The sequence below is a fragment of the Asanoa iriomotensis genome (genome assembly GCF_016862515.1).
GTDB classification, from domain to species: Bacteria; Actinomycetota; Actinomycetes; order Mycobacteriales; family Micromonosporaceae; genus Asanoa; species Asanoa iriomotensis.
On record NZ_BONC01000018.1, the window covers coordinates 26,856 to 40,322 of the forward strand.

Annotated in this window: 13 protein-coding genes; 7 read left to right on the top strand and 6 right to left on the bottom strand. The window is 72.0% G+C overall.

Annotated features, from left to right (window positions below; all coding sequences use genetic code 11):
* Positions 1-27: 27 nt before the first annotated feature.
* Positions 28-669, top strand: coding sequence for an HD domain-containing protein (locus Air01nite_RS14870; protein ID WP_239090720.1), 642 nt, complete (start codon positions 28-30; stop codon positions 667-669).
* Here the strand turns inward: Air01nite_RS14870 and Air01nite_RS14875 are convergent.
* Complete coding sequence (locus Air01nite_RS14875; protein ID WP_203702855.1) at positions 638-922, bottom strand: DUF4031 domain-containing protein; 285 nt, start codon at positions 920-922, stop codon at positions 638-640. The genes Air01nite_RS14870 and Air01nite_RS14875 overlap by 32 nt on opposite strands.
* A 23-nt stretch (positions 923-945) precedes the next feature.
* On the opposite strand from Air01nite_RS14875, the gene Air01nite_RS14880 reads away from it, so the two are divergent.
* Positions 946-2,340: an FAD-binding oxidoreductase gene (locus tag Air01nite_RS14880; RefSeq protein WP_203702857.1), complete on the top strand. Its 1,395-nt coding sequence runs from the start codon at positions 946-948 to the stop codon at positions 2,338-2,340.
* 53 nt (positions 2,341-2,393) lie between these two features.
* Here Air01nite_RS14880 and Air01nite_RS14885 read toward each other — a convergent pair whose 3' ends face one another.
* On the bottom strand, positions 2,394-4,199 hold the full coding sequence (locus tag Air01nite_RS14885) for a glycerol-3-phosphate dehydrogenase/oxidase (RefSeq protein WP_203702979.1): 1,806 nt from the start codon (positions 4,197-4,199) through the stop codon (positions 2,394-2,396).
* A 69-nt stretch (positions 4,200-4,268) separates the two neighbouring features.
* On the opposite strand from Air01nite_RS14885, the gene Air01nite_RS14890 reads away from it, so the two are divergent.
* Both Air01nite_RS14890 and Air01nite_RS14895 read left to right on the top strand, forming a co-directional pair.
* Complete coding sequence (locus Air01nite_RS14890) at positions 4,269-5,192, top strand: GNAT family N-acetyltransferase (protein WP_203702859.1); 924 nt, start codon at positions 4,269-4,271, stop codon at positions 5,190-5,192.
* A 64-nt stretch (positions 5,193-5,256) separates the two neighbouring features.
* The gene (locus Air01nite_RS14895; protein ID WP_203702861.1) at positions 5,257-5,439 is read left to right on the top strand and encodes a hypothetical protein; all 183 of its coding nucleotides are present in this window, start codon (positions 5,257-5,259) and stop codon (positions 5,437-5,439) included.
* 73 nt (positions 5,440-5,512) lie between these two features.
* Here Air01nite_RS14895 and groL read toward each other — a convergent pair whose 3' ends face one another.
* Positions 5,513-7,132: a chaperonin GroEL gene (gene groL / locus Air01nite_RS14900; protein ID WP_203702863.1), complete on the bottom strand. Its 1,620-nt coding sequence runs from the start codon at positions 7,130-7,132 to the stop codon at positions 5,513-5,515.
* 533 nt (positions 7,133-7,665) lie between these two features.
* Positions 7,666-7,869, bottom strand: a complete 204-nt coding sequence (locus tag Air01nite_RS14905; protein ID WP_203702865.1) for a cold-shock protein — start codon at positions 7,867-7,869, stop codon at positions 7,666-7,668.
* A 242-nt stretch (positions 7,870-8,111) separates the two neighbouring features.
* Between Air01nite_RS14905 and Air01nite_RS14910 the strand changes: the two genes are divergently transcribed.
* Genes Air01nite_RS14910 through Air01nite_RS14920 form a run of 3 tightly spaced genes read left to right on the top strand, consistent with a single transcriptional unit; the run spans position 8,112 to position 9,902 of the window.
* Positions 8,112-8,972: a serine hydrolase gene (locus Air01nite_RS14910; protein ID WP_203702866.1), complete on the top strand. Its 861-nt coding sequence runs from the start codon at positions 8,112-8,114 to the stop codon at positions 8,970-8,972.
* Between the two features lie 8 nt (positions 8,973-8,980).
* Positions 8,981-9,319, top strand: a complete 339-nt coding sequence (locus tag Air01nite_RS14915) for a gamma-glutamylcyclotransferase family protein (RefSeq protein ID WP_203702869.1) — start codon at positions 8,981-8,983, stop codon at positions 9,317-9,319.
* Between the two features lie 43 nt (positions 9,320-9,362).
* Positions 9,363-9,902, top strand: coding sequence for a GNAT family N-acetyltransferase (locus Air01nite_RS14920; protein WP_203702871.1), 540 nt, complete (start codon positions 9,363-9,365; stop codon positions 9,900-9,902).
* 773 nt (positions 9,903-10,675) lie between these two features.
* Here the strand turns inward: Air01nite_RS14920 and paaN are convergent.
* Together paaN and Air01nite_RS14930 are read right to left on the bottom strand one after the other, a co-directional pair.
* The gene (gene paaN, locus Air01nite_RS14925; protein ID WP_203702872.1) at positions 10,676-12,355 is read right to left on the bottom strand and encodes a phenylacetic acid degradation protein PaaN; all 1,680 of its coding nucleotides are present in this window, start codon (positions 12,353-12,355) and stop codon (positions 10,676-10,678) included.
* A gap of 57 nt (positions 12,356-12,412) precedes the next feature.
* Positions 12,413-13,432: a GNAT family N-acetyltransferase gene (locus Air01nite_RS14930; protein WP_203702873.1), complete on the bottom strand. Its 1,020-nt coding sequence runs from the start codon at positions 13,430-13,432 to the stop codon at positions 12,413-12,415.
* Between the last annotated feature and the right edge of the window lie 35 nt (positions 13,433-13,467).

Genomic DNA, 13,467 nt, shown 5'->3' on the forward strand with positions numbered 1-13,467 from the left:
CGCGTCTTATCCGGCCAGAATGGTGTTGTGAGGGATCTCGCCACCGCATGGCGCGCGGCCGCCCAGGGCGCCGGCGCGACCGCCGACGACCACACCGTCGACGCCGAGGGCTCCGCGCTGCTGGCGCGCTGGGCCGAGCCGCATCGGCGCTACCACACGCTCGAGCACCTGGCGACGCTGCTCGCGATCATCGACGAGGAGGCCGACCGGGCCGACCACCCGGACCTGGTGCGGCTCGCGGCGTGGTTCCACGACGCGGTCTACGACCCGCGCACGCCCGGTGACGGCAACGAGCGGGCGTCCGCCGAGCTGGCGCTGGACGCGTTGGTCACGCTGGGTGTGCCGACCGACGCGATCGACACGGTACGCCGGCTCGTGCTGCTCACGGCCGGCCACGCCGCGCCGGCCGGCGATCGGGACGGTTCCCTGCTCTGCGACGCCGACCTGGCCGTGCTGGCCAGCCCGCCGGCGGCCTACGACGCCTACGCCGCCGCGGTGCGCGAGGAGTACGAGTTCGTGCCGGAGGCGGAGTTCCGCGCCGGCCGCGCCGCGATCCTGCGCCGGCTGCTGGAGCTGCCCGCCCTCTACCGGAACCCGGACCTGGCCGAGCGCTGGACCGAGCCGGCCCGCGCCAACATCATCCGTGAGCTGGGCGCCCTGGACCGTTGAGGTGCTTGGGCCGGCGCAGGCCCGACTCCCGCAGGATCCGCGCGATCTCCCGGCTCGGCACGACGGTCGCGCCCAGCCAGACCGCCATCGCGAACCGGTGCGCCGGCAGGTCGTAGTGGTCCCGGTCGAACGCGCGCGGCGGCGAGCCGAGCATCTCGGCGAACGCGTGCAGCTCGGCGTACGAGAGATCGCTGATCAGATGCGACCAGAGTCGCCCACGGTGCGGCCACGCCGGCGGATCGAGGAACACCACCCGCAGAGGCTAACGTCGCTGGTATGCCAGAGCTGGTGACTGAGTTGCGCGCGGCGCTGCCGGACGGTGCCGTGTTGACCGATCCCGACCTGCTCCGCGGCCACCGGCGCGACGAGGCCGACCTCGTGCCGCACGGGATGCCGGCGGTGGTGGTGCGGCCGCGGACGACCGCCGAGGTGGTCGCGGTGGTGCGCGCCGCGGCGCGGGCCGGTGCGCCGGTCGTGCCGCAGGGGGCCCGCACCGGGCTGGCCGGCGCCGCCAACGCCGTCGACGGCGCGGTCGTGCTGTCCACGGTCGCGATGGACCGGATCGTCGAGATCGACCCGGTCAACCGGTTCGCGGTCGTGCAGCCCGGTGTCGTCAACGCCGCCCTGGCCGCCGCCGTCGCCGCGTCGGGGCTGCGCTACCCGCCGGATCCGGGCTCCTGGGAGTCGTCGACCATCGGCGGCAACGTGGCCACCAACGCGGGCGGCATGTGCTGCGTGAAATACGGCGTCACCGCCGAGTACGTGCTCGGCCTCGAGGTCGTGCTCGCCTCCGGTGAGGTGCTGCGGACCGGGCGCCGCACCGCGAAGGGCGTCGCCGGGTACGACCTGACCAAGCTGTTCGTCGGCTCGGAGGGCACGCTCGGCGTGATCACCGAGGTCGTGGTCGGGCTCCGGCCGGCCGCCGACACCTCGCTCACCCTGATCGCGCTGTTCCCGACGACGGCGGCGGCCGGCGACGCGGTGGCCGCGATCTCGTCCGGCGGCCACTCGCCGAGCCTGCTCGAGCTGCTCGACCAGACCCACCTGCGGGCGATCGAGGCACTGCGGCCGATGGGGCTGCGCACCGACGCCAAGGCGCTGCTGCTCGCGTCCGTCGACACCGGCAGCCGGGCCGCCGCCGACCTGGCCGCGCTCGAGGCGGTCATGACCGCGGCCGGCGCGCTGGAGGTCTTCGCGGCGACCGACGAGGTCGAGGCGGCCGAGTTGCTGCGCGCCCGCCGGCTCGCGCACCCGGCGATGGAGAAGTTCGCCGCCGAGACCTACCCGGACGGCAGCGGCGGTTTGATCATCGACGACATCGCGGTGCCCCGGACGGCGCTGGCGGCGATGCTCGACGGCATCGAGAAGATCGCCATCGAGTACGCGCTGCCGATCGGCGTCGTCGGGCACGCCGGCGACGGCAACCTGCACCCGAACATCGTGGTGGACCGGCGCGACCCGGACTCGGTCGCCCGCGGCCGGGGCGCCTTCGACGAGATCATGCGGCTCGGGCTGGGCATGGGCGGCACCTGCACCGGGGAGCACGGCGTCGGCCTGCTGAAGAAGGACTGGCTGGCTCAGGAGGTCGGTCCGGTCGGTATGGCCGTGCACCGCGCGATCAAGCAGGCCCTCGACCCGACGTCGCTCCTCAACCCCGGCAAGGTCTTTTAAGGAACGGTCCGTTATTAACGCTTTCCGAGGAACAACGGACCGTTCCTAACTCCTCAGGGCGTGATCAGCGGCGGTGCCCCGGTCGGGATCTCCAGGCCGCGGTCGGCGGCCAGGCCCCGCACGTCGGCGGCGCCCATCCGGGCGGCGTCGGCGGTGGCGTCGTCGGGCATCCGCTGCGACTCGCGCTCGGCGTCGACGCGGGCCAGGTAGTGCTCGACCTCGCGGTCCTGCACCGCCTGGTCCCAGCCCAGCACGCCGGCCATCACTTCGGCGGCGTGCCGGGCCGACTCGGTGCCGCGGTGCGCGGTCTCGAAGGAGATCCGGGTGCGCCGGGTGAGCACGTCGTCGAGGTGCAGCGCGCCCTCCGCCCAGGCGGCGTAGGCCACCTCGGCAGCGAGGTATTCGGGCGCGCCGGCCAGCGGTGCCGCGAGCGTCGGGTCGGCCTCGATCAGGGCCAGCAGCTCGGTGGTGAGCGTGCCGTAGCGCTCCAGCAGGTGCTCGACCACGCCCGCCCGGACGCCGCGGCGGCGGGCCAGGTCGGCCCGGTCGCGCCAGGCCGACGCGTAGCCGTCGGCGCCCAGCAGCGGCAGCTCGGCGGTGCTCGACGGCTGGCCGCCGCCGAGCCGGCGCACCGCGCGGTCCACCACGTCGGCGGCCATCACCCGGTAGGTCGTGTATTTGCCGCCGGCGACCAGCAGGAGGCCGAGCATCGGCTCGATGACCGCGTGCTCGCGGGACAGCTTCGAGGTGGCCTCGGCCTCGCCGGAGAGCAAGGGGCGCAGGCCGGCGTACACGCCCTCGATGTCGTCGGTCGACAGCGGCCGGGCCAGCCAGGGGTTGACCTGGTCGAGGATGTACTGGATGTCGCGGGCCGACGCGGCCGGGTGGGCCCGGTCGAGCTGCCAGTCGGTGTCGGTGGTGCCGATGATCCAGTGGCCGCCCCACGGGATCACGAACAGCACCGAGGTCGCCGTGCGCAGGATCAAGCCGGCCTCGCCGGTGATCGCGCTGCGCGGGACCACCAGGTGCACGCCCTTGGACGCCCGGACGCGGAAGCCCGGGCGGACACCGACGTCGCCGAGCATCCGGGACATGTCGTCGCTCCACACGCCGGTGGCGGCGATGACCGTGCGGGCGCGCACCTCGAACTCGGCGTCGGGGTCACCGGGCCGGGCCTCCATGTCGCGCACCCGGACGCCGACGACCTCGCGCGCCTGGCGCAGGAAGCCGACCGCCCGGGCGCTGGTCACCATCGCGCCGCCCAGGCTGGCGGCGGTGCGGGCGAGCGTGACGACCAGGCGGGCGTCGTCGACCTGCCCGTCGTAGTAGCGGATCGCGCCCGTGGTGACGTCGCCGCGCAGGCTCGGGAACAGCCGGCGCGCGCCCTCGCGGCTCAGGTGGCGGTGCAGGGGCATGCCCCGGCCGTGGCCGAAGACGCCCGCGAACACGTCGTAGGCGGCGACGCCCATGCCGTAGTAGCCGCGCCGGAAGGTGCGGCCGGGCAGGCCGCCGGCCTGCAGGGGCACCAGGATCGGCACCGGGCGCACCAGGTGCGGCGCGAGCCGGGTGGCGAGCAGGCCGCGCTCGGTCAGCGCCTCGTGCACCAGGTGGAACTCGAGCTGCTCCAGGTAGCGCAGGCCGCCGTGGATGAGCTTGCTGGACCTGCTGGAGGTGCCGGCGGCGTAGTCACGGGCCTCGATCAGGGCGACCTTGAGGCCGCGGGAGGCGGCGTCGAGGGCGGCGCCGGCGCCGGTCACGCCACCGCCGACGACCAGCACGTCGAACCGCTCGCTGCGCAGCCGGCGCAGGTCGTCGGCGCGCCGGGCCGCGGAGAGGTGGCTGGCGGTGAAGCGGGATATCGCGGGGTCACGCACGAGACCACGGTAACCCTGCCGGCCACGCGGGTCTGCCCGGTAGCGTGCAGGCTCGTGGATCATGCGTACCAGCTCACAGAACTGACCCCCGCCCAGGTGCCCGCGGTGATCTCGCTGTGTCGCGCCGCGCTGTTGCCCGCGGACGCCGCCGAGGCCGACGCCATCGTCGAGCGGCTTCGCTCGCCGGGGCCGGTGCCGGGTTCGACCGGGTTGCGGCGTACCACCGGTTCGGTCGCGGTCGTCGGTTCGTCGGTCGTCGGGGTCGTGCTCGGGTCGACCGGCTACGGCGACGCCTCGGTCGGGCACGTGGACCTGGTGGCGGTGGACCCGGCACACCGGCGGCGCGGGATCGGGCGTGCGCTGGTCGAGCGGGTGTCGGCGGCGTTGGGGGCGTTCGGGGTCACGTCGGTGGCGTTCGTGGGCAACGCGCCCGTTTACGCGTGGCCGGGGATCGACGTGCGGTACACGGCCGCGGTCTGTCTCGCCGAGGCTTGCGGGTTCGCGCGGACGGACATCGCGTGGAACATGACCGCGGACCTGACCGAGGGGTCGCCGGCGTTGGCCTCGACGGCCGAGGCGGAGGCGCGGCTGGCGGACGCCGGTGTTGCCGTGCGCCGGGCCGTACCCGCTGATGTGCCCGGGTTGGTGGAGTTCGCGGTTTCGCAGTTCGGGCCGGGGTGGGGTGCGGAGATCGCGGGTTCCGCGGGGATCCATTTCGCGGTGCGGGACGGCGACGTGCTCGGGTTCGCGTGCTGGGGGTCGTCGCGGCCGTCGTACTTCGGGCCGATGGGCACCGCGCCCGCGGCGCGTGGGCTCGGCGTCGGCGGGGTGCTGCTGCGCCGGTGTCTGCGGGAGCAGCAGGCGGCGGGGCTGTCGTCGGCGCAGATCGGATGGGTCGGGCCGGTGCCGTTCTACTCGGCCAACGCGGGGGCGCGGATCGAGCGGGTCTTCTTCCTCTACCGGCGAGAAATGGTGTAGCCCGGGCGGTGCATTGTGTCGGGTTTCCAGGACAAAGGGGCCTGGTAACCCCTAACGTGCCGGCATGAGCCTCGAGGAGGAGCCGACCGGGGAGCTGCCCGGTCTGCCGGAGGACAACCCGGTGCCGGGCGAGGAGCCGACGCCGGAGGCCATCGGGTCTGAGGACACCGTCTGGCTGGGTGGAGACCGCACGGCACCGCGCCGCCTGACCAGCCGGGCCGACAAACGCCGCAACCAACGCCGCTAGCCCTGGCACAAAAGGCCGAGAGGGCGGCCCGCTCGCGCGGACCGCCCTCTCGGGTTGTTGCTGTTGGCTGGACTCAGAAGTCCATGTCACCGCCGCCCGGCGCAGCCGGGGCCTTCTCCTTCTCCGGCTTGTCCGCCACCACAGCCTCGGTGGTGAGGAACAGGGCCGCGATCGACGACGCGTTCTGCAACGCCGAACGGGTCACCTTGGCCGGGTCGATGATGCCGGCCTTGAGCAGGTCGACGTAGTCACCGGTCGCGGCGTTGAGGCCGTGGTTGGTGTCCAGGTTGCGGACCTTCTCCACGACGACGCCACCCTCGAGGCCGGCGTTGACGGCGATCTGGCGCAGCGGGGCGTCGAGCGCGATCTTGACGATCGTCGCACCGGTCGCCTCGTCGCCGACCAGGTCGAGCTTGTCGAAGGCGGTCTTGCCGGCCTGCACCAGCGCGACGCCACCACCGGGGACGATGCCCTCTTCGACGGCGGCCTTCGCGTTGCGGACCGCGTCCTCGATGCGGTGCTTGCGCTCCTTGAGCTCGACCTCGGTGGCCGCGCCGACCTTGATGACCGCAACACCGCCGGCCAGCTTGGCCAGGCGCTCCTGCAGCTTCTCGCGGTCGTAGTCGGAGTCGCTCTTCTCGATCTCGGCACGGATCTGGTTGACCCGACCCTGGATCTGGTCCTGGTCGCCACCACCGTCGACGATGGTGGTCTCGTCCTTGGTCACCACGATCTTGCGGGCGTGGCCCAGCATGTCGAGGCCGACGGCCTCGAGCTTGAGGCCCAGCTCCTCCGACACGACCTGGCCACCGGTCAGGATCGCGATGTCGGTCAGCATGGCCTTGCGGCGGTCACCGAAGCCCGGTGCCTTGACGGCGACGGACTTGAAGGTGCCACGGACCTTGTTGACGATCAGGGTGGCCAGGGCCTCGCCCTCGACGTCCTCGGCGATGACCAGCAGCGGCTTGCCGCCCTGCATGACCTTCTCGAGGATCGGGAGCAGGTCCTTGACCGACGAGATCTTGCTGTTGACGATCAGGATGTACGGGTCGTCGAGGACGGCCTCCATACGCTCCGGGTCGGTCCAGAAGTAGGGCGCGATGTAGCCCTTGTCGAAGCGCATGCCCTCGGTGAGCTCGAGCTCGAGGCCGAAGGTGTTGCTCTCCTCGACGGTGATGACGCCTTCCTTGCCGACCTTGTCCATCGCCTCGGCGATGATCTCGCCGACGCTGGTGTCACCGGCGGAGATCGAGGCGGTGGAGGCGATCTGCTCCTTCGTCTCGATGTCCTTGGCGATCTTGGCCAGCTCCTCCGCGACGCGCGCGACGGCGGCCTCGATGCCCCGCTTCAGGGCCATCGGGTTGGCACCGGCGGCGACGTTGCGCAGGCCCTCACGGACCAGCGCCTGCGCGAGGACGGTCGCCGTCGTCGTGCCGTCACCGGCCACGTCGTCGGTCTTCTTGGCGACCTCCTTGACCAGCTCAGCGCCGATCTTCTCGTACGGGTCCTCGAGCTCGATCTCCTTGGCGATGCTCACACCATCGTTGGTGATGGTGGGCGCGCCCCACTTCTTCTCGAGCACGACGTTGCGGCCCTTGGGGCCGAGCGTCACCTTGACGGCGTCGGCGAGGGTGTTCATACCCCGCTCGAGGCCGCGGCGCGCCTCCTCGTCGAACGCAATGATCTTGGCCATACGGCGTTGTCCTCCTGGACACTCACGGTTGCCGCGGCCTGGTCGGCCACGGATAACCGCCTGCTTTACGCACCTTCGGACGTCACTACCTGGCGACAGTGACGTCCGCCGGCCGGGCCGGATAGCCCGCGACGACCGGCCCCTTGCCGCGCCCGTCTCCGTAGGGCGTCAGCGGTGGCCCCACCGTCCCGACCATTGGCACTCGCGGTTGGCGAGTGCCAATGACTTGTTTAGCACTCGGACCAGGCGAGTGCAAGCGAAGTCGGCCGCACGGGGGCGCGCGCCCGGTCGCCCGCGCGAGGTGGGTGAGCGGGCCGAGTCCGCCGGGTGGCGAGGAGCGTTTAATGACATGTCAATTACGGAAAGGCCGCGCTGTCCGCAATGCGCAAAGTCGCGAATAGATGGCGAGACTTGTTGCATCATGCATCAAACTCAGGGTCGGTCGGCGACAAAGACAGAGAAGCGCCGACCCCGTTGTTGGGATCGGCGCTAGGTCGTCTCGGACCCGGGTGGGGTGCCCGGCTGTGCTTCGCTCAAGCGATTAGGCGAACCTGCTCCGCCTGCGGGCCCTTCTGACCCTGCGCGATCTCGAACTCGACCCGCTGACCGTCGTCGAGAGACTTGTAGCCGTCCATCTGGATCGCGGAGAAGTGGACGAACACGTCCTGGCCCCCATCGACCGCGATGAAACCGTAGCCCTTTTCACTGTTGAACCACTTGACGCTGCCTTGTGCCACGGCGCACTTCCTAACCTTTGATGCTCCTGCCGGTCCCAGACCGCCCATTCAAGGCCGTAGGTGAGCCCCGGAATATTGCGGTCGAAATCGTAAGGTACACGAGGAGTGACGACCGTGCACTACCACAAAAAGGACACCCTGAGCGCCGAGACCGGCCGCTCGCTCGTTAACCGAACGTGTTTCGAGGCAGACACGGCGCACAGCCCGGCCGGCATCGGTCCCGCCGGCGGAACACCGTCCCGGTGCTGGCGGCCACCCTGCTGATCGCCGCGGGTGCGGTCCTGGCGATCCGGTACGTGGTGCCGGAACAGCAGGTCACCTCGGCCGCGCCGAGGCTGCCGTCGCCCGCCGCGGACCGCACACGACCGCCCGAGCTGCGGGTCGGCGAGGTGACATCGCCGTTCGAGGGCTTCCGCTCCTGGGCGCTGCTGGACCGGCAGACCGGCCGGATCACGGGTTCGGCGAACCTGGCCGAACCGAGCGACACGATGTCGATGGTGAAGTCGTGGTTGGCCGCGGATTATTTACGAATATTGGCGGAGAGAGGCGAGGAGCCTTCGGATTTTCGTATCGACCGACTCCGCATCATGATCCGCGACAGCGACAACGCGGCGGCGGTCGAGACCTACGATCTTGTCGGCGGCAACGACTCGATCTTCCGCATGATCAAAATCTGCGGCCTGACCGACAGCGCGGCCCATCTCGACAACTGGAGCAACACGACGGTGTCGGCGCGCGACACGGCGCGCCTCGCGAACTGCCTGGCCGACGGCCGCGCCGCGGGCACGCGGTGGACGCCGTGGCTGCTTTCGGAGATGCGCGCGGTGCGTGGACCGGGCGATTTCGGCGTCCGCCGCGCCCTGCCTCCGATAGCTGGCGCGCAAGTAGCGATCAAGAACGGTTGGCTCCTGCGCGACGAGGACGGCCAGTGGCACATCGCCTGCCTCGCGGTGACATCCCGCTGGGCGATCGGCGTGCTGCTCCGCTATCGCGGATCATTGGGTTTCGCATACGGCGCCGCCCAATGCCAGGCGGTGGGCGCGCAACTCCTGGCGCCGTCGACCCCCGTGGTGACCGCGTCACCGACCGCCGGCCCGGCATGATCGTTGCCATGCAATTGCTCTTCTCGTACGGGACGCTGCGCGACCCAGCCGTGCAGCACGCCAACTTCGGCCGGGACCTCGACGGACGGCCGGACGCCCTGCCCGGCTACCGGATGAGTTCGCTGCGAATCACCTCGCCGGCGGTGGTCGAGGTCAGCGGGGCGGCCGAGCACCCGGTGGTCGCACGCACGGGCAACCCCGCTGATCACGTGCCGGGGATGGTCTTCGAGCTGAGCGACGAGGAACTGCGAGCGGCCGACGGGTACGAGGCAGCCGACTACCGCCGAGTGCTGCTCCCGTTGGTCTCGGGCGCGGAGGCGTGGGTCTACGTGGCCGCCAACCCGTGACGCGCATTGCGTGCTCGGCCCCCGGCCAGGTAGGCATGCCAACATGAACCGGACCGCCACCACGCGTGCGCCGCACCCACCGCCCGCGGCGGAGGTCCGCCGGGTGCGCCCCGCGGACGCGGCCCGCACCCGCGCGATCCGCCTGGAGATGCTGGCCGACTCGCCGCTGGCCTTCCTGGAGACGCTCGCCCAGGCCGCGGCCCGCCCGCACGCGGACTACGCGGCCCGCATCGCGGCGAACTCCGAGGGCGACCGGGTGGCCCAGTTCATCGCGGTAGCCGACGACCGGGTGGTCGCCCACGCCGGCGGCACGGTCATCGCCGAGGAACCGAACGTCACGGTCATCTTCGCGGTCTACGTGACCCCGGCGTGGCGCGGCAAGGGCCTGATCGCGGCCCTCACGGAGGCGGTGGCCGCCTGGTCGCGCGCCGCCGGCCGACCGGACCTGATGCTGGAGGTAGTCGTCGGCAACGACCGCGCGGTCCGCGCCTACGAACGGGTGGGCTTCGTCGACACGGGCGTACGCCTCCCCCACCCGACCACAGCCGCCATGACAGAACTCCAGATGCGCCGCCGCGCCTAACCAACCCTGGCCGCCCATTCCGCGAGTGCCGGGCCGACCCCCCGGCGAACGCACCGCAGACCACACGCCGGGCGAGGCCTGACCCGAAAGCATGCGGTCACGCGCGGCCGAAGGCGTCCCACGCCCTAGCCAGACGCTGAGCCGCAGGGGACCAGCGGTCGCGCACCGCCACACCGACGCGGCGCCTTGGGCGACCTGCCGGTTGGGCGACCCAACACGGTGGGCGACCCGGCACGTAGCGCGTCCAACGCGCAGAGCCACCAAGCCCGGGACGGCCAAACCCTCAGGGCGACCCGGCGCGCAGCATCGCGACCCGGCGCCTGGCCCGACCCAAGCGCCATGACCGACACGGCGCGAGAGGCGACCGGGACCGCGACCCGGCACAAGGCCAGACGCGGCCAGAACCCGGCACGGCGCAAGACGCGCCCCGGACCGCGACCTGTCACAACGCCCGACCCGGCCAGAACCCGACGGCGGCGCAAGACGCCACCCAGACCGCCGCCCGGCGCAAGGCCCGACCCGGGCTAAGACCCGACGCGGGGCGGCCCTAAGACGCGACCCGCACCGCCACCCGGCGCAAGGCCCGACCCGGGCCAAGACCCGGCGCGGCGCAAGGCGCCACCCGGATCGCGACCCAGCGTCGTGCGGCGCGACCCCGGACCCTGACCCAGCGCGGGCCGCGACCCGGCGCGAGACGCCGCCCGAGCCACGACGCCACCCGGGCCGTTGCCCGGCGCGGCGGCTGGCGCCGGTGGGCGTGGAGATCTTCCGGGTCAGGCCGTGGTGTGGCGGCGGGACTGGACCACGCGGAAGCGGTTGCTGACGTAGGCGCCGTCGGTCAGGGCCGCGTTGGCCGCTGGGTTGGCGCCTGTGGCATGGAAGTCCGAGAAGGCCGCGGACTGGTTGACGAAGACGCCGCCCGTCAGGTTGCAGGAAAGGTGGACGCCCGCGTCCATGGAGGCTGACTCCATCGCTGCCAGGACCGGGTCGGACGTCGAGTAGACCGACGCGGTCAGCGCGCCCTTGGACAGGACCGTCGAGCGGAAGATGTCGATGCTCGCCTCGGTCGAATCCGTGGCGATGACGAATGAGATCGGGCCGAACCACTCGCGGCCGTAGACAGCCTTATCAGCCGCCGTCAGTTTCAGGACCGTGGGTGTGCGGACCGTGGCCTCCGCGAAGGCCGGGTGGGTCAGCGGTGTCGACGGCAGGACCGCCTCGCCGACGGCCGTGACCTCCGACAGGCGCGTCAGGACGCCCTCGTTGACGATCGCGCCCGTGAGCTCGACCGCGCGGGCCGGGTCGCCCGTCAGCTTGGCGACCACCGCGGCGATCGCGGCGGCTACCTCGTCGAAGGTCTTGTGGCCCTGGTCGGTCTCGATGCCGTCGGCCGGGACCAGGATGTTTTGCGGTGTCGTGCACATCTGGCCGCTGTAGAGCGTCAGCGAGAAGCCGATGTTGCGGCACATGCCGGCGAAGTCGTCGGTCGAGTCGACGACGATCGTGTTGACGCCGGCCTTTTCGGTGTAGACCGACGCCTGCCGGGCGTTGGCCTCCAGCCAGTCGCCGAACTCCGTCGAGCCCGTGAAGTCGATGATGCGGACCGCCGGGTCGAGGGCCAGGGTCTTGGCCAGGCCCTCGCCGGGTGCCTCGGCCGCCAGCTGGATCAGGTTGGGGTCGAAGCCCGCCTCTTCGAGGGCCGCCCGCGCGTAGCGGACCGTGATGGCCAGCGGCAGGACCGCGCCCGGGTGGGGCTTGACCACGACCGGGTTGCCGGTGGCCAGGCTGGCGAACAGGCCCGGGTAGGAGTTCCAGGTCGGGAACGTGTTGCAGCCGATCACCAGCGCCACCCCGCGCGGGACGACGTGGAAGGTCTTGGTCATCCGCAGCGGGTCGCCCTTGCCGGCCGGCTTTTCCCAGCCCGCGGTGGCCGGGTGGCGGGTCATCTCCGCGTAGGAGTAGGCCAGCGCCTCCAGCGCGCGGTCGAGCGCGTGGGCCCCACCGGCCTGGAACGCCATCACGAACGCCTGCCCGCTGGTGAACTGCACCGCGTTGGCCAGCTCGAAGATGTGCGCGTGCAGGCGGGCCAGGATCTCCAGGCAGACGCCGACGCGGGTCTGCGGGCCGGCGTCACGCCAGGCGGGCAGCGCCGCCGTCGCCGCCGAGATCAACGCGGCCGGCGGGACATGCGGGTAGGACACCGCGAGCGGCACGCCGAACGGGCTGCGCTCGGTCGCCACCCAGTCGGCGATGCCCGGCTGGTCGAGCGGGAACTTGGCGTCGAGGTAGCCGCGGAACGCGGCCTCGCCGTCGGCCGCGGCCGTCTCACCGTAGACGCGGGGGCTGGGCGACTCAGGATAGGCCGACCAGTAGCCACGCTCTTTGATCGCGGTGGTGGCGCGCTCGAGCGTCTCGGCGTGGTTGGCGAACCAGGGGTGCGGGGTCTCCGTCATGAGAGCCATCATGCCTGGTCGGCCCGGGCATGGCGGCGTTGTCCACAGGCAGAAAGTTCACAGGGTGATTTGCCAGTTGTGCCAGCCGTCGAGCGGCCGGAACCCCATTGCCTCGTTGATCCCGATCATGTGTGTGTTGACCGCCGCGTTCCAGGTGTCGATCGCGCGCAGCGCGGGCGACGCGGCCAGCACCGTGCGCAGGTTCTGCACCTTGACCAGGGCGCCGAGCCGATGGCCGCGATGGTCCGGGTCGACGAGCGTGATCTGCTGGAACGCGTGCCAGGGGATCTCGACGTTCACGTCGATGGTCGTCACCGCGACCAGCCGTCCGCTGGCGTCGTGCCGTGCCGCGGTCGAGTGGATCACCCGGCCACGGGCCGCCCGCGCCGCCTCCTGCGCCCGGAACCGGTCGCCGTCGATCTTCTGGGCCTCGTAGGCCAGCTCGCCCAGCGGCGCGTCCGACAGCAACCGCCCGTCGAGATAGGCGACGTCGGCGAGGAACTCGTCGGGCACCGCCGCCTCCCAGCGCACCAGGCTGTAGCCGGCGGCCTTGGCCCATGCCGTCGAGACCAGGGCGTCCAGCGCGGCATGGTCAAGAGCCGAAACCGACAATCGCCGGCGTACGTCGGTCAGGGCGAGCGTGGCACCACGGGAGCGCGCGAACGCCTCGCCGTCGAGCGGCCGCTCCGGCCCGCCCGGCAGCCCGTGCACGGTCGTCCCGATCAGGTGCTTGCGCCCGTCGGCCCGCGCGACCTGCTCGGCGTGGGCCAGCAGCGCCCGCCCGGCCCCACGCCGCCGCCACGAGGGCAGCACGTCGATCCGCAGCTCGGCCGTGCCGGTGTTCTCCAGGAACGGCAGGCCCAGCTCGAGGAAGCCGATCGGCTCGTCGCCGAGCCACGCCAGCGCCCAGACGTGCCGCTCACCGGGCCACGGGTGCCGCAACGACGCGGCGAACTGCCCCGCCAGCAGCGGCGGGAAATCCGGCAGGTCGGCGGCGTCGCTCTGCGACCGGATGTCGAAGGCGTGCCGGACGCCGACCTCGTCGGCCGGATCGAGCGCGGTGACCACGATGCTCATGCCCGCCAGGGTGCCCAACCCCCGGCGGGCACGCG